The sequence below is a fragment of the Streptomyces sp. NPDC044061 genome (assembly GCF_056434305.1).
Genome location: NZ_JBWKFL010000059.1, coordinates 1 through 19,654, shown reverse-complemented (window position 1 = coordinate 19,654; position 19,654 = coordinate 1). Strand labels below are relative to the sequence as shown.

Here is a 19,654-nt window from a genome sequence, read left to right as displayed (position 1 = left end):
GCTCACACCCCCCTCTGGGATGCGGGCGTCACACGGGCCAGCACCAGGTTGACGACGAGGTTGAACAGGACGACCAGGACGATTGACACGACCAGTACGCCCTGGACGGCCGGCACGTCACCGGCTTGGGCGGAGTCGTTGGCGAACCGTCCGAACCCCTGGAGCCCGAAGATCCACTCGGTGACGACAGAGGCCCCGACGAGTGAGGGGAACTTCAGGCCGAGGGTGGCGAGCGCGGGGCCGAGGCCGTTGCGCAGGACGTGGGTGAAGAAGATCCGGCGCCCGCTCAGCCCCCGTACCAGTGCGCCGGTCACGTAGTTCTCGCGGTAGGCGGCGATGAGGCTGGTGCGCAGCTGGCGGGCGACGTCGGCGACGACGTCGGCGCTTAGGGCGACGGCCGGCAGGGTGATGTGGGTGAGCCACGGGCCGACGCCCTGGTCCGGCTGGACGTATCCGGCGGAGGGGAACACGCCCAGCCCGACCGCGAAGACCGCCACCAGAATGATCCCGACGACGAAGGCGGGCATCACGGAGATCAGGGTGACGAAGCCGGTGATGGCGCGGTCGACCCAGGTGGTGCGGCGCAGCGCGGCGAGGGTGCCGAGGCCGAAGCCCGCGACGACGCCGATGAGCAGGGCGAAGGTCGCCACCGAAAGACTCACGCCGAGGCCGAGTCGGATGAGCGTGGAGATGTCGGCGCCGTTGGTCCAGCTCGCGCCGAGCTGCCCGTGCAGCACGCCGCCGATCCAGTCGCCGTACTGCACCAGGAACGGCCGGTCGAGACCCCACTGCGCCTCGATCCTGGCGACTGCCTCGGGCGTGGCCTCCTCGCCCAGCTGGATCCGCGCCGGGCTGAGCCCGCTGAACGAGCGCAGCGCGAACGTCACGAACGTCGCGACCAGGAAGACGGGCACGAAGATCGCGATCGACCGGGCGAGGGTGACCAGGATGCGGCCCAGGGTGTGCCGCGCCCTGGCCGCGGCGGCCGTGCGACGGGCGACGGGTGTGGCCGGTGCCGGTGCCTGCGTCGTCATGGGGTGCCCCCTCTCGATGATGAGCTCTGGAAGGTTCAGGAAGTGGTCAGTTGCCGCCGATGGTCACACCGGTCCAGTCGATGTGAGCTGGGTTCTTCGGCAGGCTGGAGATGGACTTGCTCTTGGCGATGAGGTTGGGCTGGGAGTAGGTGAAGATCAGCGCCTTGCTCTGCAGACCGGCCCGGGTCGCCGCCTGGAGGGTCTTGGTGTAGTCGGGCGAGTCCAGGGGCGTCTTGCGGACCGTCGCAGCGGCCGCCTCGAAGCCGGCTGGCTCGTAGGGGGAGCTGAGGTTGAGCGGGCCGTCGGGGCCGAAGTGCGCGGTGAGCGTCTGCAGCGCGGAGTCGCGGCCCGTCGTGCCGTACAGGGAGAATGTCAGGCCCTTGGCGAAGAACGGCGTCGCCCAGTTCTTGTCGATCTTGATGGTGACCTTGATGCCGACTTTCGCCAGCTGCGACTGGACGATCTCGGCCTGCGGGTCCTCGGCCGGGATGACCAGGTTCAGCTTGAGGGCGCCGGCGTTGTAGCCGGCTTCGGCGAGCAGCTTCTTCGACTTGGCCGGGTCGTAGGGGTAGGTGTCGGCCGACGCAGGGTCGTAGGCGACGTATCCCTTCGGGAAGGGCTGGTTGGTGACCTCGCCGTAGCCGAAGGTCAGCTTGTCGACGAACTCCTGACGGTTGATCGCGTAGCGGACCGCGTCGACAACCTTGTCGTTGTCGAACGGCGCCTTGTTGACGTTCAGGCTGATGTTGGAGGCGTTGAAGCCGGGCTGGACGAAGACATCGAGACCGGCCTTCTTGGCGGCCTTGGCCTGGCTGGGTTCGATGTCGGCGAAGTTGTAGACGCCGGTCTGCAGTCCGGAGACCACTGTCGAGGCGTCAGGGGCTGAGGCCAGCTCGACGTTGTCGATGTGGATGTTCTTCGCGTCCCAGTAGTCGGGGTTCTTCTTCAGGACCGCCTTGGTGCCGGGGACGATCTGCGTGACGATGAACGGGCCCGCGCCGACCGGCTTCTGATCCAGCTTCGCCGGCGCCGCCGCCGCCTTGGGGCTAGCGATCTGGAGCACGCGCTCACCGAGCAACTGCGGTATTTGATAATCGACTTGGGTGAGGTGAATGACCGCGTCGAGGCCCTTGGCGTCAACCGACCTGATGGACGTTAGATCGCCGAAGAGCGCGGAGTTCTTTTGCTTCTTGGCGCGTTCGATGGCCGCCTTCACGGCGGCGCCGTCGACCGGCTCACCGTCGCTGAACTTCAGGTTCGGGCGTAGGTGGAAGGTGATCTCGTCGCCCTTGGCGTTGTACTTCCAGCTCTTGGCCAGATCGGGAACGGCGTTGCCCTTCGCGTCGGTGCGGGTCAACGAGGCGTATACCAGGGAAAGTTCGCGGAACTGAGCGCCGCTTCCGCCGACGACCGGATCCCAGTGGGTGGGGAAGTAGGACGAGGCCCACTTCAGCGTGGCGTTCCCGCCCGCGGCCGCGGAGTCGCCACCGCAGGCGCTCAGGGCCGGGGTGAGTACGGTGACGAGGACAGTCCCCAACGCCGCTGCGCGCAGCCGGGCTTGTCGAGCGAGACGCAGTCTGGGGCGGCGGGGCGTGCGCGGTCCGGACATCTCAGATTCTTTCTACGAGGGCACCGGCCCGTATCAGGATCACGGGCTCGGGGCACGAGGGCGGTGTGCCGCGGCGTCGTCGCGCGGCGCAGCAGGTGAGAGGCGGGCCTGCCTGTGCAGGGCTTCATGCACAGGGACATGCCGCACTCAGGGCAGGAGGCGCCTGTGGCGTCGCGGGTGAAAGCCGGGAAGGGTGCGGAGGAGGAGCGGCGGGGCGCCGGGAGCACGACGGGCGCCGGCAGGCGCAGAGGCGGGAAGCCGGTGCTGGCGGGAGCGGTCAGGCGCCCGTGAGCCGTGGACGGCGAGCGGTCAGCGACAGAGGGCGCTGCACGTGCGCCGCAGGTCCACGTAGCGGCACACCACACCGGGGTGCGTCGTAAGCATGGTGCTCATCCTGGGGTGAGTCGTCGGCGGCTGTCAATGGACACCAAAAGGTGTCTCATTCGGCGGGACGGTCTCTGATCGCAGGTCAGAGCCTCATCAGGGGGCGGCGGGTGTTTCGGGGCTGGCGGCCAGGTGGGTCGCGGCCTCCTCGGGATGCAGCCACAGAGGACCGCCCGCGGTGTCGATCCGCACCGCCTGCGCGGGGGGCCACGTGCCGGTCGTCAGCAGTCTGCGCTCGGGATCGGTCAGGCTCCGATAGCGGGCGAGCGCCGCCGCGGGATCCAGGTCCGAGGGGGCGGTCAGCAGCCCCGGTTCCAGCTCCTCGATCGCCGCCGCGTACTCCTCGTACGACCGCCACCCGGGCACCGCGCGCACGCCGGTGGCGGAGCGGAGGAGCAGCGTGGGCAGGGCGTAGCGGTGCCCGCCGTCCGGTGTCTCCTTGGCGGCGCCGGGATGCGGCGAATTGCCGTGTACGGACAGCACGGCGGGGACCGGCCGACGCGCCTCGGCGTGGTCGGCGCGGACTGCCTGCAGCACGGCGGCGGACGCCGCATCGGCCGCGAGACGCTCCAGGTCCAGGCCCGGGACGCCCCGTGCCGCCGACAGTGCCAGCACGGGCGTGTCCGCGGGCTCGTCGAGGACGAAGACGGTCTCGCGCAGCCGGCGCAGCACGCGGTCGGCCACCTGTGGCCCCTGCGCCTCGGCCGACTTCGCAACGAGGGAAGACGGCCAGCTGCTCGCCGCCACCCGGCGCAGCCGCACGGCCCGCGGCGCGCGAGTGTGGCGGCTGATGTCCTCGACGTAGCGCGAGTACCAGGCGGCCTCCACGTCCGGATCGGGCGCCGGGTCGTCGTCGTGGTCGAACAGGATGCAGAACACGCGGCGCCAGCCGGCCCGTCCGTCGAGCGCCGCGCGCAGCCGGCGGAAGACGGGCTCCGAACCCCAGGCCCAGGGGCACAGCGGGTCGGTGTACTCCACCACCTCGAGCGGCGTGCGGCATGCAGGAGCTGTCACGCGGCCCCCTTCCGGGCCACCCGCGCATCCGCGTCCCCGGGCAGCAGCGCGGTAAGCGTAGTGGCACCGAGCAGGGCGGCGGCGTCCGCCTCGATCCGGCGCCACACTCCGGGCAGTCTTGAGGCGGGGGAGGGATAGTCGAGCCCGGTCAGCGGATCACCCCGCAGGGTGATCAGCTCGCCGTCCACGGCGCGCGCGACGTCGAGGAGCGTGATCTCGTCGGCGGGCCGGCCGAGCCAGTACCCGCCCTCGCAGCCGCGCTGGCTGCGCACCAGGCCGGCCTTGCGCAACTCGCCCACCACGGACTTCAGGAAGCGGAACGGGATTTGCTGCGAGGAAGCGATGGCCTCGCACGTCAAGGGACGGGAAGGTTCGCAGGCGAGCTCCAGCAGAGCCCGGGTGGCGTAGTCCGCCTTCGCGGAGATATGCATGCGCACATGATGCCCGACAAGCGGGCCGCCGCCAGGGCTTCCTCCGGTTCTGCTCCCGCATTGCGGGAACATTGCCGCAGGTGAACCACAATGGACACCTCTTGACATCCTTTTCCTGGCGGTTCTAGCGTCCGCGTCATGAGCGAGCCGTTGACCACCCCGGGTGAAGGTTTCCACCCCCATTTCGACGATGTGGCCGAAGGGTCGGCAGCCCCCTTGCGTACCCGACTTCACCACATCCGCGCCGACGCGCTCGACGGTGACACCGCACAGACCGGAGGCATGCGCCGGTTCGCCGCCGTCAGCGGGAAGACGGTCGGGGCGGAGAAGCTGTGGATGGGCCAGACCCACGTTGCCCCCTCCACCTCCTCCTCCGACCACCACCACGGCGAGTCCGAGACCGCCATCTACGTCGTCAGCGGCCACCCCGAGTTCGTCTTCATCGACGACTCGCGCCCCCAGCCCAACGAGGTACGGCTGTGCACCGCACCCGGCGACTACATCTTCGTCCCGCCTTTCGTACCGCACCGCGAGGAGAACCCCGACCCCGCTGAGGAGGCCGTGGTCGTCATCGCCCGCAGCACCCAAGAGGCGATCGTGGTAAACCTCCCACACCTGTACCCGCTGAGGCCGCAAGACACCTGACCGTCACAGGACTTCGGCGAGCTTGCCGGTGACCACGTCGAAGACGAACCGCGGACCTGCTCCTTGTGGTCGCCGTCCACCACGACCAGGTCCCCGCAGCCCGTCGCCTGTGCCTGACCGCCAGCCCTCGCACTTGGGGCGCCCGTGATGACCGGACGGGCACATGGCGATAGCGGCGTCCATGTCCGTACAGTGCTGGACGGGGCCCTGTCTCCTGATTGGCCGCCCCTGGGCTTGGCTGGCGGCGGTCAGGTTTGGGTGCGGTTCTGGTCGAGCAGATGGAAGACGGGCTCGCCCCGTACCGGCTCCTGTGCAGTGGACACTCGTACCCGGTCGCCGCTGCGGATGCTGATGTGCGGGCCCATAACCCTGCCTCGGACGACGAAACCCTCGCGCATCTCAATCAGTGACACGTTGCGTGCGGCGGGTGTGTTGCGGTGTATGACAGTGGAGTGCCTGACGGTGCCTATGCCGTCGCTACGCTCCGTCCGTAGGTCGCTGCTCCCGCAGGCCGGACAGAGCACCCGGTGATACGTGGCCAGTGCACACCAGGCGCAGCGCTCGAAATACAGGGCTTCCGCTTCGCGGTTCGCGAGCTCGATGAGGCCGGTCGCGGAGTCGGCCGCCGGATGAGGGGCGTTTCCTGAGTCATGGTTCATGCTGGTCAACTCCCTGTTCTCCGCAGGAAAGTCCGTGTGCACGGGGCATCCGTACACGCCCGTGCATGGATGCGCTGCCACCGTGCACGATCCCGATTGAGCCGGGTGGGCACGGACTGGCGGCCGCCGTCACCTCGACCAGCAGCCCGGCTCCGGACCCGCCGCGCTCGAAGGGATCTTCATGCCAGCCTCGATGACCACCAGCAGCCGGTTCTTGGCCGGTGGCAGCCGCTCGGGCGACACCTCCGCTCGACGACGGCTACGCGAAACGCCGGTAGTCGCCTCGATAGTGGATGAGTGGGCCGTCGTGGGCGTGACCGGTCGTGTCGGGGGGGATCGCCAGGCGGTCGACACGGGCGACCACGATGTGGTGATCACCGGCCTGGTGCTCCGCTGCCACGGTGCACTCCAGCCACGCCAGTGCGCCGTCGATAAGCGGCAGTCCCGACGCAGACAGGGTCCAGTTGATCGCCGTGAACTTGTTGTCGTCCCGCGTAGCCAGCCTGCGTGAGACGTCCTCTTGACCGGCCCCCAGGACGCTCACCGCGACCCGTCCCGTGGCCCGCAGCCGAGGCCAGGTACGGCTGGAGCGGGCCGGACAGAACGCGACCAGCGGTGGGTCCAGGGAGACGGAGGTGAACGAGCTCGCCGCGAAACCGGCCGGCTGGTCCCGCTCCGTCAGACCGGACACGGCGACCACGCCGGACGCGAACCGGCCCAGCGCGGCCCGGAAGTCCTCCGGGGCGACGGCGTCGTACCGCACCGGACTACCGGGCATCGGTCGCCGCCGCGTCCTGGGAACCGGGCCCGGCTGTGGCCAGCCGGTGGACGTCCGCCACGGTGACGGCGTCCAGCAGGTCGGGCAGGGACAGCCGGCTGCCGGTCCGCTCTTCCAGAGCGGTCACCAGCCACAGCAGATGAACAGAGTCCCAGCCGGTGATGGCGTCTAGACGCAGGGAGCCGTCCTCACCGTCGTCCACGGGCAGGCCGAGGTCGTCTCTCAGCAGGGAGAGCAGGTCGTCGATTCCGGTCACAGGGTCGCCTCCGCGACAAGGGTGATGTGGGCGGGTGGTGCGGGCAGTTCGTCCTGGTCCAGGAGCGAGCGGTGGTACGCGGTCCCGGAGCCGCCGGGGCCGCACGGGCCGAGCTCCTTGAAGCCGCCGCGCGGATAGAAGTCCCGTACATGGTGGTTCTTCGCGGTGGGGTGGAACGCCGAGACGACCTCGCGTACCCCGTGGTCTGCGGCGCTGCGCAGCACCGTGGCCAGGACGGCCTGCTCGATGCCGCGGGAGAAGACCCGGCAGCTGAGCAGGAAGTTGTCGATGGTGACCGTGTCGTCGGCGCGCCGCAGGAACACCGCGCCGACCAGCCCGTTGTCCCCGAACCGGTCCCGGCTGCGGACTGTGAGCACGGATGAGGACGGGTCTGCGGCGAGCGCGGACACCTCGGCGGGCTGCAGGCGCAGCGTGGTGAGGTTGAACTGGTTGGTGCGCAGCGAGAGCTGGGAGACACGGGCGGTGTCTGCCGGGATGAGGGGGGCGACGCGCACCTCGACGCCGAGCTCGGCCAGATAGTCGTCGAGGGAGGTGAACTCCTGAAGGAAGTCGCCGCGCGCCAGTTCCTCACGGTAGTGGGACGCCCGCGCCCGGTCCTCCTCGGTCGCCTCCCGTACGTCGAACCAGCCGTCGGCGAGTAGACGCTGCACATGCAGGGCCGGCTCGTCGTCCAGCGGGACGAGCGCCACGTCGGGCAGCTCGTGGCGGACCAGGCCGCGTTCGAAGGCACTGTCGTCGGCGAAGACGAATGAGTCGATACCCAGACCGAGGTTGGCGGCGAGCCGGGCGAGATTGTCGTGCTTGGGCTGCCAGTTGGCGACGACGCGTACGAAGTCATCCTCGCGCAAGACCTGTTCGGGGTGATTACGTAGGACGTCGGCCACCGGACCGGGATCGTTCTTGCTGACCGCCGCCAGCAGCACGCCCTGCGCGGCGAGTTGCCGGGCGGTGCGCTGCAGTGCTCGGAAGGCGTTCCCGCGCCGGCCACCGGCCACCTCGATGCCCTCCGGCCCGTCCTCGCCGAGCACCCCGCCCCACACGGTGTTGTCCAGGTCGAGGACCAGCACCTTGCGGGTACGGCCGGTGAGATGGCGGGCCAGATGGCCGACCTCCCGGGCGTACTGCGCCAGCAGTTCCGCCGTGAACGGTGCCCCCGTGTACGCCGCCAGCCGCGGGTCCTGGACGGACACGCCCTCCGCGAGCAGCGGGTCGAGGTCGAGGACCACGATGGACGCGGCGGTCTCCGGCAGTCGCAGCAGCGCTGCGTTGGCTTCCCGCCACACCGCGCCGAGGTGGGCGCGTGAGCGGTGGTCGACGAGCTGTGCCGCGTGCGTGCGCGGCAGCGGCAGTGTGTTGAGGACGAGGGTGCCGCGGGACGTGGCCGTGAAGCGCGCCGCGAGCTGCTCCAGCAGGGACAGCTTCCGGGAGAAGACGCGCTCCACGTCGTCCGGGCCCCACGGCAGCGGCAGCTCGTCGAGGATCACCCCCGGGTCCAGTACGCATAGCACTAGGTCCGGCTCTGCGGTGTACAGGTCGCTCGACGGATCGGAAAGCGCGAAGACATAGCTGTCGAAGTCGGTGAAGTGTGGCCGCACCAGCAGACCGTGGCGGGCGAACTGCGCCGTTAGCGGCGCCTGGATCTGGTTCAGCGTGCCGTGACCGGTGACGGCCACCGACAGCACGGGGGTGCGCGGGTGATGGCGCAGCACGTCGTCGGGGTCGACCCGGGACAACAGGCGGCCCGCGTGGGCCAGGGCGGCCTCGTCGACGCCGCCATCGGCCAGGAGGGCACCGACGCGTGGATAGTGGGCGGCGAGCTCGCCCGCGCGGTGCAGGGCGGTGAGCTCGTCGAGAGCGCCTGGCGGGGAGCTGCGCACGGTGACTCGCTTTCGTCCGGGCGTAGAAGACTGCGACGTCATGGTGGTGGCCGGGCCTAAACCCGGGCTGACCCGGCGCTGATCCGCTCGTCGACAAGCGCGACCACCTGGTCGCGCACCTCGGTGATGAAGAAGTGGCCGCCCGGGAACACCCGCAGTTCGAAAGGCCCGCTGGTGTGCGCACTCCATTCGGCGGCCTCGTCGACGGCCGTCCACGGGTCGGCGTTGCCCGTCAGCGCCAGGATCGGCGCGCTCACCCGTGTCTCGCGGCCGGCCCCGTGGGTCTCCACCGCCCGCAGGTCGGCACGGACCACCGGAAGGATCATCGCGCGGGCCTCCGGATCATCCAGGAGACGCGGATCGGTACCGCTCAGATCCTTTAGATGGGCGATCAGCTGGGCGTCGTCCAGGTGGTGGACGCAGCGGTCTGGGTCTGCCGGCATCGACGGTGCGCGCCGCCCCGACACCGCCAGCAGGGTGGGGTACGAGCCGGACCGTTCCAGCCGCAGGGCGACTTCGAAGGCGAGAGACGCGCCCATGCTGTGCCCGAACAGCGCGTACGGCGCGTCCCCGACGGCGGTGCGCACCGCGGGCGCGACCAGGTCGGCCAGCCGGTGCAGATCGGGCACCAGCGGCTCGGCGTGGCGTTCCTGGCGGCCCGGGTACTGCACGGCCAGCACCTCGATGGCGGGGCCGAACGCATCGGCCCAGGGCAGGAACGCCGGTGCGGAGCCGCCCGCGTGCGGGAAGCACACCAGGCGAACCGCGGCGTCCGGGCGGGGCCGGTAGCGGCGTATCCAGTCGGTGGTGGACAGGGTGTGCGACGACAGGGCGGACATGGCTCCTCCGGAAAGCTGGTGTCGGTGGTCCGGTCACGCGGCGTTCGACAGATCCAGGCCCCGGTCGGCCTGGAGGATCGCCCGGTGCAGATCGCGCAGGGAATGGCAGGGCTCGATGCCGAGCTCGTTGTTGATCGTGTGGCGTGCCGAGCGGTAGACCTGCAATGCCTCGGCCTGCCGCTCCGAGCGGTACAGCGCGATCATCAACTGCCGGTGGAACGACTCGTGCAGTGGGTGCTCGCTGATGAGGGTGTGCAGTGGGGCGATCAGTTCGCGATGACGGCCCAGTTCGAGCGCCGAGTCGATGCGCAGCTCCGCGCATTCGAGGCGGGCATCCTCGGCCCAGGTGACGAACGTGTCGATGATGGGACCCGCGCGCAGGTCGCCGAGCGCGGGCCCGCGCCACAGGTCGAGCGCCGCCTCGAAGACGTCCAGTGCCTCGTCGTGCCGGCCCGCGCGGGCGTGCTCCCTGCCGCTGCGGACCAGCCGCGCGAAGTCGTCGACGTCCAGCTGGTCGCCGTCGAGCCGGAGCAGATAGCCGGGTGAGCGCGTCACGATCCGCGCCGTGCGCTGGCCGTCGGACGCCAGCAGCTTGCGCAGCTGCGATATGTAGACGTGGATCGCGGCGAGATGTCGTCGCGGCGGATGCTCACCCCATATCTCGGTCACAAGACGGGCGGTGGAGACGGTCTCGCCCGCTCGCGCGATCAGCGCCGCGAGGACCACTTCCATGTTGCGGGCGTTCACCGTCAGGTGATCCTCACGCGTACGGATACGCAGCATACCGAGAACCTCGTACCTCATGCTTGCCCCCTGTTGGCTCGTGATACAGCCACAGCCTTGCCGAGGCCCCGCCGCGGGCACATCAGAGAAACTACGTACGCGTTCGGGGGCTGCTTAAGGCGGGGTTCAGCGCCGCTCGACACCATGGCCGGCACATGGGCCAGGGCGAGAGAGGAGTCACAATGGATCGACGCAGGCGATGGCGTGCGGCGGTGTCTCTTCTGGCGAGGCTCGTGCCGTGCCCCGCATCACTGGCGGCGGTCGCCTGGTCCTGGGGCGTCTACATCGGCGCCGCCGTGCCCCCGCCAGAGGAGCCGCCCGAGCTGGCCGGACCGCCGCCAGGGCATCCCGAGCGGCTGGCAACCGATCTTCCGGTGACGGAGGTGGAACGTGAACTATGGGACTCCCTTGGCAACTTGAGGTGAACGGGGTCCTGTCCCTCAGCGGGCTTCGGCCGCCGCGCGCTCCGCCCCCGCGAGCTGCTCCTGAAGGGCCCGTACGGTCTCCTGCGCCCCGCCGCGCATCCGCAGCACCGACAGCAGGGTGAACAGTCGGGTTTCCGGGAAGTGCGCCGGGGACCCGTGCACATCGTCGTGGACCCGGATGTCGACTGACGGAAGTGCGCGGCGCAGCAGGTCGGAGTCCGACGGCGGGATGATCTCATCGCGCAGACTCGTCACATGCGCCACCTCGATGTCCAGGGAGCGCAGTTCGTCCTCCGACAGGGCCCAGTCGCGGATCGCGTCGAACACCTCGTGCGGTGCGGTGCCCAGCAGATGGGCGAGCGTGTCGACCGTGACCCGGGGGACCTTGGCCTGCCACTGGCGGTCGGTGAAGAAGTCCCGTACTGGCAGGCCCGCACCGACCACACCGCGCAGCCGGCGGTCGGTGAGCGCGGCGCGCAGGGCGAGATGACCGCTGAAACTCAGGGCGAGTGCGTACGTCCGTGACGTGTCGGCCCGATCGCCGACGGCGTCGAGGACCCAGGACAGCAATCGGTGGCTGTCGGCGTCGTAACGCAGGGGGTTCTCGCCCACGCCCGGCAGCTCCACGACCACCCCGGCCAGGTCGAACGCCGCCAGTTCCAGCAGCACCGGCGCCCACTGCTCCTTCGTGGAGATGATGCCCCCGCAGATCAGCAGCAGCGGCCGCGGTCGCGCCGGGTCCAGCCCCGTGGCCCAGGTCCGCACCAGGCCGTGCGGAGTAGGCACTTCCAGGCGGCTGAGCTGCGGGAACTGCTCTGCCCAACGGGTGAAGACCGCCGTGGCACGCTCCTGCGCCAAGCGCCGAGCCGCGCCGCCGGGGAACGGGAAGCGGGCCAGGGTATGGAAGCGCACCGCCTCCAGCAGACGTCCCTGCTCCTCCAGCCGCTGCGCCGCACCCGTCCACTCGCGCACCCAGGACCCGGCCGTGCCGTCCTCGTCGGTGCGGATGGCGTCCAGCAGGGGGCGCAATGCCCTGTCGTCCACGGCCTGGGAACGGGCCTGGGCGATCGCGTACTGCTTCAACTCGTCGAGGTCGTTCATTCGGGTGCCGGGACCGCGCCGGGCGCGAGGCTGGGGGCGGACCCGTCCTCCTCTCGTCGCGGGTCGGCCACCGTCGCCGGGGGCCAGTCCTGAAGGGTCTGCCGGATCTCGGTGAGGATGTCGGCGGCCTCCGCGCCGTCGATCACCCGGTGGTCGAAGGCGAGACTCAGCCGCAGCACCGGCGCCACCGCGAGGCGTCCGTCGCGCACCACGGCCCGGTCCGCAACCCGCCCCACGCCCAGGGTGAGCGTGGTGCCGCCCACGGAGTGGAAGGCGTCGACCGCGCGGTGCCCGAGCGAGGTCACCGCGTAGGTGCCGGTGAGCTGCGGACGCAGCGCCAGGGACCGGGCGGCCTTGCGGAACCGGGCCCGGCCCTTGCGCCAAGGCAGCGTGTGCAGCTCGCGCAGCCGCGCCAGCTCGGGCAGCTGCCGCGGCTCGGTGTCCCGGATCCGGTCGAGTACCCGCTGCACCCCCTCGAGACCGTCGATGTGCGGCTGCGGCACAACCGTGGCCAGCACCAGGCGTGTTCCGTCGACCTCCTTGTCGAGCGTCACTTTCGCCGCGATCTGCTCGTACCGTGCCAGCCGCGGACGACGGCCGCCCTGGTAGGCCGCGTTGGCCTCCGGATGAGCGGCCAGCACCCGGGCCGCCGCTACGACGACGTAGGCGACGAACGAGTAGGGCCCGCCCGGCTGTTCGCTGTCGCCCCGCGCGGCAGCGGCCCGGTGGGCGACGATCGCACCGGCGTCGACCTCCGTGTCCAGGAAGACCGGCGCGAAGTCGCGTATCTCCTCCAGGAAGAACAGAGTGTGTCGGCGACGCTGCGCGGGCTCGCTAATGGAAATGCCCTCTCCCATGGCGGTGTCAGCCCTTCCGCTCGTGCGCCGGCGCACCGTGTACGGCACCAGCCCGGGTCCCTACGCTGGTGGCCGCCCCTACCTCCTCGCTAAACCTCTTCTGAACCTGGTGCACACCGCTGCCCCGGGCGCACAGCGGCACAAATAGTTGAAAATTAAGTCTGCGTTGCAGAGCGGCCGGAGGGCCGTGCGCTCGGGCTACAGTCACCGCTGACCGCGAACAGGAAGAACCAGAGGAGCCTGGGGAAGGGAAGGACCGTGCGGACCGTGGCCGCCAGCGCCCCGACGTCGTCAACCACCGACCGCCCCCTCCCGTCCCCACCCGGTAATCCTCCGCCACTGCGGCCGGAGGAGGCCCGCTTCCTCGACGCGGCGCTCGGCGCCGGGACAGGCAGACAGCGGGTCGTCGAACTGATGGGAGAGCCCGGTTCAGGCAAGTCCCGACTGCTCGGTGACTTCACCCGGCTCGCCCAGGACCGCGGCCGGCTCGTGCTGCGAGGCAGCGGCGGAAGCGGCGAACCCGGCCTGCGCTGCGACATGTTCGTGGAGGCCCTGCGGCGCTGGCTCGCCGACCGCCGGCACCGTGACCGGCGCGATGCGGCGGCCTGGCTTGTGCGCGAGCTTGCCGCGGGACCGTTCCCGGCCGGCGAGAGCCTCGCCAGCTCCGTGGTCGACGACCGCTGCCGGGCCTTCTCCGCCGTCACCGGCCTGCTCGACGACTGGGCCGCTCACCGACCTGCTGAAGAGGGCGGACTCGCCCTGGTCCTCGACGACGTGCACGCCGCCGACGGCGGCTCGCTCGAACTGCTCGAGTTTTTGATGCGCTGGCCCACCGAGGCCCCGGTGTCGATCGTCGTGGCGCACCGGCCCGCCCAGACACCGCCCCGGCTGCGCGGGCTGCTCGCCCAGCACGTCGAGGACGGCACGGCGGTCAGTGTGGAACTCGGGCCGCTGTCCCTCGCCCAGTCCGCCCAGCTGACGGGACTGCCCGCCGACTCACCGCGTCTGCGTTCCCTGCACCACGCTTCACGCGGCGTCCCGCTGTATCTGCTGGCCCTCGACCGATGGCCGGCCTTCTCAGGCGACGACCTGGAGGGCGATGCCTGGCTCGCCCGGGGAGCCGCCCTGCCGTCCGCCTTCACCGCCCGCGCCGAGGCCGAACTGGAGCCGCTCATCCGCGAGGAACGCCTCGTCGCGGCCGCCGCGGCCGTGCTCGGCGACACCTTCGACCTGGCCGGTGTCAGCGCCGTCTCGGGCCTGCCCGAGAGCGCCGCCTGCCGGATCGTGGAACGGCTGCAGCGGCTCGACATCGTGCGCGCGGCCGACCGCGGCGACCACCGCTTCCGCCACCCCCTGCTGCGCCGGGTCCTCTATCAGGAGACCGATCCGTGCTGGCGGCTCGGCGCCCACCGGCGTGCGCTGACCGTCCTCGTGGCGCGCGCCGCGCCCGTGCAGACACTCGCCCTGCACGTCGAGCGCTCCGTGCCCGGCAGCGCCCCCGAGGACATCGGCATCCTGGCCGCCGCGGCACACGACTCGATGCGAGCAGGCGACCTCGCATCCGCCGGCGACCGGCTCGCGCTGGCCCTGCGGCTGGTCGGCGGGGACGGGGCGGACATCCGCGGGCGGGCGGCGGCGCACCACGGTCTGCAGGGGCGCGCGGTCGCCGAACGCACCGCCCGCTGCCGCGCCGAGCAGGCGGCCGAACTCCTCGAGCTCGCCGAGCAGCTGACCGCGCGCACCGGGCGCCGCGCCCTGCGCGACGAGGCCGCACGGCTGGTGCGCGATGTTGACGTGCCGGCCCCGCGCGAGGCCGCGCCCGGAGCCCGCAGAGCCGCCTCCCGCGCGGCAGCGGACCGGCTGACCGGACTGACCACCAGGGAGCGGGAGGTTGCCGAGATCGCCGCCACCGGCAAACGCACCCGTGACATCGCCGCGTACCTGCGGCTCAGCCCGCGCACCGTCGACGTCCACCTGAGCCGCATCTACCGCAAGCTCGGCGTCGCCTCACGTGCCGAACTCGCCCGTTTCATCGCCGAGTCGCTCCCGGGGCGAGCCGCGCGCGGCACGGCCTGAGCCGGGTCGGCAGCCCACTTTCAGGGCCGGTTTAGAGCGTCTTCCGAGCATGGGCAGGGGCCCTTCGGACCCTGAAGCAGCGGGCCGAAAGGGGCCCGGCGTCCATGATGAGGGAGCACCGAGCCGAGATGAGCGTCGCGCACCGTCCCGAGTCCGCCGACACCGCCCACTCCGCCGACGACCGCGACGGCGCCATCGCCGTCGTGGGCATCGCCTGCCGGCTGCCGCAGGCCGACGGGCCGGAGGCGTTCTGGCGGCTGCTGCGCGAGGGCCGGGACGCGTTCGGCCCCGCCCCCCACGACCGGTGGCCCGCCGACGGCAGCAGCGTGCCGCGTCACGGCGCGTTCCTCGACTCCATCGACACCTTCGACGCGGAGTTCTTCGGCATCTCCCCCCGAGAGGCCACCGCGATGGACCCGCAACAGCGGCTCGTCCTGGAACTCGGCTGGGAGGCCCTGGAGGACGCGGGCCTGCCGCCCACTGACCTGCACGGCAGCCGCACCGGGGTGTTCGTCGGTGCCATGGGTGACGACTACGCGGCCCTCACCCACCGCCTCGGCCCCGCCGCAGTGGGACGGCACACCCTCACCGGCTTGAGCCGCGGCATCATCGCCAACCGCCTCTCCTACGTGCTCGGACTGCGCGGCCCCAGCCTGACCGTGGACACCGGACAGTCCTCCTCGCTCGTCGCCGTGCACCTAGCCTGCGAGAGCCTGCGCTCCGGCGAGTCCACCATTGCCCTCGCCGGCGGCGTCAACCTCATCGCCGCCCCCGACAGCACCCTCGCCGCGAGCCGCTTCGGCGCCCTCTCGCCCGACGGCCGCTCCCACCCCTTCGACGAGCGCGCCGCCGGATACGGCCGGGGCGAGGGCGGCGCGGTCGTCGTCCTCAAACCGCTCGCCGCGGCCTGCGCCGACGGCGACCCGGTGTACGCCACCATCCTGGGTGGCGCCATCGGCAACGACGGCGCCACCGACGGCCTCACCGTGCCCGGGGCCGACGGCCAGCAGGCCGTCCTGCGGGCCGCGCTGCGCCGCGCCGGAGCCGACCCCGCCGAGGTGGCCTACGTCGAACTCCACGGCACCGGCACCCCCGTGGGCGACCCGGTCGAGGCGCGCGCGGTCGGCGCCGTGTACGGCGACGGCCCCGCCCCGCTGGACATCGGGTCGGCGAAGGCGTCCGTAGGCCACCTCGAGGCCGCCGCAGGCGTCGTCGGCCTGGTCAAGGTCGCGCTCGCCCTGCGCCACGGCGAACTGCCCGGCACCCCGGGCGAGCACACCCCACGCCAGGACATCCCGCTGGCCAACCTCGGCCTCAACTACCGGATGTCACACGGGCCCTGGCCCACCGGACGCGGCGTACGCCCGCTCGCCGGGGTCAGCTCGTTCGGCATGGGCGGCACCGACTGCCACCTCGTCCTCGCGGCCGCACCTCGCCATTCCCAACCCGACACCCCGGCCCCGGACCCGACCGCGGATCCGGCACCGGGCCTGCCCGTCCTGCTCACCGCCCGCACCGAACCCGCCCTGCGCGAACAAGCCGCCCGTCTGCGCGCCTACCTCACCGACCGGCCCACCGCACGCGTCGCGGACGTCGCCCACAGCCTCGCCACGACCCGCACCCACTTCACGCACCGAGGCCTGATCACCGCCGGCGACCACGCCACGCTGCTGACGGAACTGGACGCCCTCGCCGGCGGCGCCCGCCCGAGCTGGAGCGCGCCGGAGGAACCCGCGCAGCCCGACACGGCACCCCCGCCCCTGGCGTTCGTGTTCTCTGGGCAAGGCAGTCAACGCCCGGGCGCAGGCGCCGAGCTGTACGCCACCTACCCAGTCTTCGCCGACGCCTTCGACGAAGTGGCCGACGCGTTCGGCGACCGGCTGCCACGCCCGCTGCACGACATCGCCTTCGCCGCCGACGGCAGCGAGGCGGCCGCGCTGCTCCACACCACGGCCTGGACCCAGCCCGCGATCTTCGCCGTAGGCACGGCCCTCGACCGCCTCGTCCGCTCCTGGGGCATCACCCCAGCGGCCCTGGCCGGCCACTCCATCGGCGAACTGACCGCCGCCCACGCGGCAGGCATCCTCACCCTCGACGACGCGGCCCGCCTGGTCGCCGCCCGCGGCCGCCTGATGCAGGAACTCCCCGCCACCGACGGCGCGATGGCCGCGCTGGAGGCCACCGAGAAGGAAATCCTGCCGCTGCTCGTCGACGCAGGCCCCGCTGTCGCGCTCGCCGCCGTCAACGGCCCACGCGCCCTGGTCGTCTCCGGCGACGGCACGGCCGTACGGGCCCTCGCCGCGCGTTGGCAGTCGACGGGCCGCCGCACGCGGCTGCTGCGCGTCAGCCACGCCTTCCACTCCCCGCACCTGGAGCCGATGCTCGACGCGTTCCGCGCGGTCGCCGAGGAACTCGACTACCGGCCGCCGAGCGTCCCCGTCGTCAGCAACCTCTCCGGCCGTATCGCCGAGGGCACGGAACTGACCACGCCCGGATACTGGGTCCGGCACGCCCGTAAGGCCGTCCGGTTCGCCGACGGCGTGCGCGCCCTGCACACGCTCGGGGTTCGCGCCCACCTCGAACTCGGCCCCGCAGCCGTCCTCACCACGGCCGTCCGGGACACCGTCGCCGCGCTTGCCGGCCCGCACCCGGCGGTGCCCGTCACGGCCGCGCTGCGCCGCGGCCACCCGGAACCCGCGACGCTGCTCACGGCACTGGCCCGGCTCGGCGCCGACTGGACGGGCCCGCTGCACAGCGTCCCGGCCCGGCGGATCGCCCTGCCGACCTACGCCTTCCAGCGGGAACGGCACTGGCTGCCGGAGGCCGACGCCCAAGCGCCCCATGCGCACGCCCCGTCGCCCCAGGCGCCCACGCCGGCGCCGCGGGACACCGGCATGCGGCCCGACCCGCGTGCCGGCCGGGACCTCGCCGAACTCGTCCGCACCCAGGTCGCCCTCGTGCTCGGCCATGTCACCCCGGACACCATCGACCCGACCCGCCCCTTCAAGGACCTCGGCCTCGACTCGCTCGGCGGCGTGGAACTGAGCGAACGCCTCGCCACCGCCACTGGCCTCGACCTGCCGCAGACCCTCGTCTACGACCATCCCACCCCACAGTCCGTGACCACCGCCCTCCGGACCCGCCTCAACGCGGCGGCAGGCGGTGAACCGCTCGGACAGGGACAGCCACAGCCCTCGCTCCCCACCGTCCCGGTCTCCGACGAGCCGATCGCCATCGTGGGAATGGCGTGCCGCTACCCGGGCGGCGTCGCCTCTCCGGAGGACCTGTGGCGGCTGGTGGAGAGCGGCACGGACGCGATCGGCCCGTTCCCGCAGGACCGCGGCTGGGACCTAGCCGATGCGCCAGAGACCTTCGCCCGCGAGGGCGGATTCCTCTACGATGCCGCCGAGTTCGACGCTGAGTTCTTCGGGCTGAGTCCGCGGGAGGCGGCGGCGATGGACCCCCAGCAGCGGCTGCTGCTGGAGACGGCGTGGGAGGCGTTCGAGCGGGCCGGCGTCGACCCGCAGGCGCTGCGCGGCAGCCGCACCGGCACCTTCGTCGGCGGCACCACCCTCGACTACGGCCCCCGGCTCCACGAGAGCGCGGGCGGCGGCGAGGGACACCGGCTCACCGGCTCCACGAGCAGCATCCTGTCCGGCCGCATCGCGTACACCTTCGGTCTTGAGGGGCCGGCGGTGACGGTGGACACGGCGTGCTCGTCGTCGCTCGTGGCGCTGCATCTGGCCGCGCAGGCCCTACGCACCGGTGAGTGCGACCTTGCGCTCGCGGGCGGTGTCGCCGTGATGTCCACGCCCGGCATGTTCCTGGAGTTCAGCCGTCAGCGGGGGCTGGCGGCGGACGGCCGCTGCAAGCCGTTTGCGGACACGGCCGACGGCACGGGGTGGAGTGAGGGTGTGGGGCTGCTGCTGGTGGAGCGGTTGTCGGATGCGCGGCGTAACGGGCATCGGGTGTTGGCGGTGTTGCGGGGTTCGGCGGTGAATCAGGACGGGGCGAGTAATGGGCTGACGGCGCCGAACGGGCCGTCGCAGGAGCGGGTGATCCGGCAGGCGCTGGCTTCGGCCGGTCTCACCCCGGCTGATGTGGATGCGGTGGAGGCGCATGGGACGGGGACGCGGCTGGGTGACCCGATCGAGGCGCAGGCCTTGCTCGCGACGTACGGGCAGGACCGTGAAACGCCGTTGTGGCTTGGTTCGTTGAAGTCCAACATCGGGCACAGCCAGGCCGCCGCCGGTGTCGCCGGGGTCATCAAGATGGTCCACGCGCTCACTGCGGGACGTCTCCCGGGCACGCTCCACCTCGATGCGCCCACCTCTCGCGTCGACTGGTCGTCGGGCGGGGTGGCGCTGCTGGTGGAGCCGGTGGAGTGGCCCGATGTGGACCGGGTGCGGCGTGCTGGGGTGTCGTCGTTCGGGATCAGCGGGACGAACGCGCACGTGATCGTGGAGCAGGCGCTGGCCGAGCCCCAGCCGGAACCCGCCGCCGACGAGAGTGGCCTGCCGATGGCCTGGCCCCTGTCGGCGCGTAGTCCCGAGGCGCTGCGCGGCCAGGCGGACAAACTGCTGCACTTCCTCGCCGACGCACCCGGGGACGACCCGCGCGCCCTTAGCCGTGCCCTCGCCACGACCCGTACGCCCCTGCCCGAACGCGCCGTCGTCACTGGCCCCGACCTCCAGGACCTGCGGCGCGGGCTGACCGCCCTCGCTGAGGGCAGCACACGGACGCCCGGCCTCGCCGTGGACACCGCCCGGCCCGGTGGTACGGCGTTCGTGTTCACGGGGCAGGGGAGTCAGTGGCCGGGGATGGGGCGTGAGCTGTATGAGGCGTTCCCGGTGTTTGGGGAGGCG

Annotated in this window: 16 protein-coding genes; 4 read left to right on the top strand and 12 right to left on the bottom strand. The window is 71.8% G+C overall.

What is annotated here, in order from left to right; genetic code table 11:
- Window positions 1–2: 2 nt before the first annotated feature.
- The 4 genes from AC07CM_RS44630 to AC07CM_RS44615 all read right to left on the bottom strand — a co-directional run bounded on the left by AC07CM_RS44630 (window position 3) and on the right by AC07CM_RS44615 (window position 4,472).
- Complete coding sequence (locus AC07CM_RS44630; protein WP_478882293.1) at window positions 3–1,034, bottom strand: ABC transporter permease; 1,032 nt, start codon at window positions 1,032–1,034, stop codon at window positions 3–5.
- 46 nt (window positions 1,035–1,080) lie between these two features.
- Window positions 1,081–2,643 carry an ABC transporter substrate-binding protein gene (locus tag AC07CM_RS44625; RefSeq protein WP_478882292.1) on the bottom strand — a complete coding sequence of 521 codons (1,563 nt, stop codon included), beginning with the start codon at window positions 2,641–2,643 and terminating at the stop codon, window positions 1,081–1,083.
- 480 nt (window positions 2,644–3,123) lie between these two features.
- Complete coding sequence (locus AC07CM_RS44620) at window positions 3,124–4,041, bottom strand: DsbA family oxidoreductase (RefSeq protein WP_478882291.1); 918 nt, start codon at window positions 4,039–4,041, stop codon at window positions 3,124–3,126.
- Complete coding sequence (locus tag AC07CM_RS44615; protein WP_478882290.1) at window positions 4,038–4,472, bottom strand: RrF2 family transcriptional regulator; 435 nt, start codon at window positions 4,470–4,472, stop codon at window positions 4,038–4,040. The genes AC07CM_RS44620 and AC07CM_RS44615 overlap by 4 nt, the downstream gene beginning before the upstream one ends.
- Before the next feature lie 138 nt (window positions 4,473–4,610).
- Between AC07CM_RS44615 and AC07CM_RS44610 the strand changes: the two genes are divergently transcribed.
- Window positions 4,611–5,117 carry a cupin domain-containing protein gene (locus AC07CM_RS44610; RefSeq protein WP_478882289.1) on the top strand — a complete coding sequence of 169 codons (507 nt, stop codon included), beginning with the start codon at window positions 4,611–4,613 and terminating at the stop codon, window positions 5,115–5,117.
- A gap of 248 nt (window positions 5,118–5,365) precedes the next feature.
- On the opposite strand, the gene AC07CM_RS44605 is transcribed toward AC07CM_RS44610, so the two are convergent.
- From AC07CM_RS44605 to AC07CM_RS44580, 6 genes are all read right to left on the bottom strand, one after another.
- A complete protein-coding gene (locus tag AC07CM_RS44605; protein WP_478882288.1) occupies window positions 5,366–5,776 on the bottom strand; it encodes a Zn-ribbon domain-containing OB-fold protein in 411 nt (136 codons plus the stop codon).
- 259 nt (window positions 5,777–6,035) lie between these two features.
- Window positions 6,036–6,554 (bottom strand): flavin reductase family protein, encoded by a 519-nt coding sequence (locus tag AC07CM_RS44600; protein ID WP_478882287.1) that lies wholly within the window; start codon window positions 6,552–6,554, stop codon window positions 6,036–6,038.
- Window positions 6,544–6,810: a phosphopantetheine-binding protein gene (locus AC07CM_RS44595; RefSeq protein WP_478882286.1), complete on the bottom strand. Its 267-nt coding sequence runs from the start codon at window positions 6,808–6,810 to the stop codon at window positions 6,544–6,546. Before AC07CM_RS44595 ends, AC07CM_RS44600 begins: the two co-directional genes overlap by 11 nt.
- Window positions 6,807–8,750 (bottom strand): HAD-IIIC family phosphatase, encoded by a 1,944-nt coding sequence (locus AC07CM_RS44590; protein ID WP_478882285.1) that lies wholly within the window; start codon window positions 8,748–8,750, stop codon window positions 6,807–6,809. The genes AC07CM_RS44595 and AC07CM_RS44590 overlap by 4 nt, the downstream gene beginning before the upstream one ends.
- A gap of 14 nt (window positions 8,751–8,764) precedes the next feature.
- Window positions 8,765–9,547, bottom strand: coding sequence for a thioesterase II family protein (locus AC07CM_RS44585; RefSeq protein ID WP_478882284.1), 783 nt, complete (start codon window positions 9,545–9,547; stop codon window positions 8,765–8,767).
- 33 nt (window positions 9,548–9,580) lie between these two features.
- Entirely contained in the window at window positions 9,581–10,351 is a 771-nt protein-coding gene (locus AC07CM_RS44580; RefSeq protein WP_478882283.1) for an AfsR/SARP family transcriptional regulator, read from the bottom strand.
- 134 nt (window positions 10,352–10,485) lie between these two features.
- Here AC07CM_RS44580 and AC07CM_RS44575 point away from each other — a divergent pair, with 134 nt between their 5' ends.
- Window positions 10,486–10,755, top strand: a complete 270-nt coding sequence (locus tag AC07CM_RS44575; RefSeq protein WP_478882282.1) for a DUF6059 family protein — start codon at window positions 10,486–10,488, stop codon at window positions 10,753–10,755.
- Window positions 10,756–10,770: 15 nt separating this feature from the next.
- Here AC07CM_RS44575 and AC07CM_RS44570 read toward each other — a convergent pair whose 3' ends face one another.
- Window positions 10,771–11,856, bottom strand: coding sequence for an alpha/beta hydrolase (locus AC07CM_RS44570; protein WP_478882281.1), 1,086 nt, complete (start codon window positions 11,854–11,856; stop codon window positions 10,771–10,773).
- Window positions 11,853–12,713: a 2-oxo acid dehydrogenase subunit E2 gene (locus AC07CM_RS44565; RefSeq protein WP_478882280.1), complete on the bottom strand. Its 861-nt coding sequence runs from the start codon at window positions 12,711–12,713 to the stop codon at window positions 11,853–11,855. Before AC07CM_RS44565 ends, AC07CM_RS44570 begins: the two co-directional genes overlap by 4 nt.
- Before the next feature lie 267 nt (window positions 12,714–12,980).
- Between AC07CM_RS44565 and AC07CM_RS44560 the strand changes: the two genes are divergently transcribed.
- Together AC07CM_RS44560 and AC07CM_RS44555 are read left to right on the top strand one after the other, a co-directional pair.
- Entirely contained in the window at window positions 12,981–14,789 is a 1,809-nt protein-coding gene (locus AC07CM_RS44560) for a helix-turn-helix transcriptional regulator (RefSeq protein ID WP_478882279.1), read from the top strand.
- 128 nt (window positions 14,790–14,917) lie between these two features.
- Window positions 14,918–19,654, top strand: a 4,737-nt coding sequence (locus AC07CM_RS44555; RefSeq protein ID WP_478882278.1) for a beta-ketoacyl synthase N-terminal-like domain-containing protein, incomplete at its 3' end; no start/stop codon positions are given.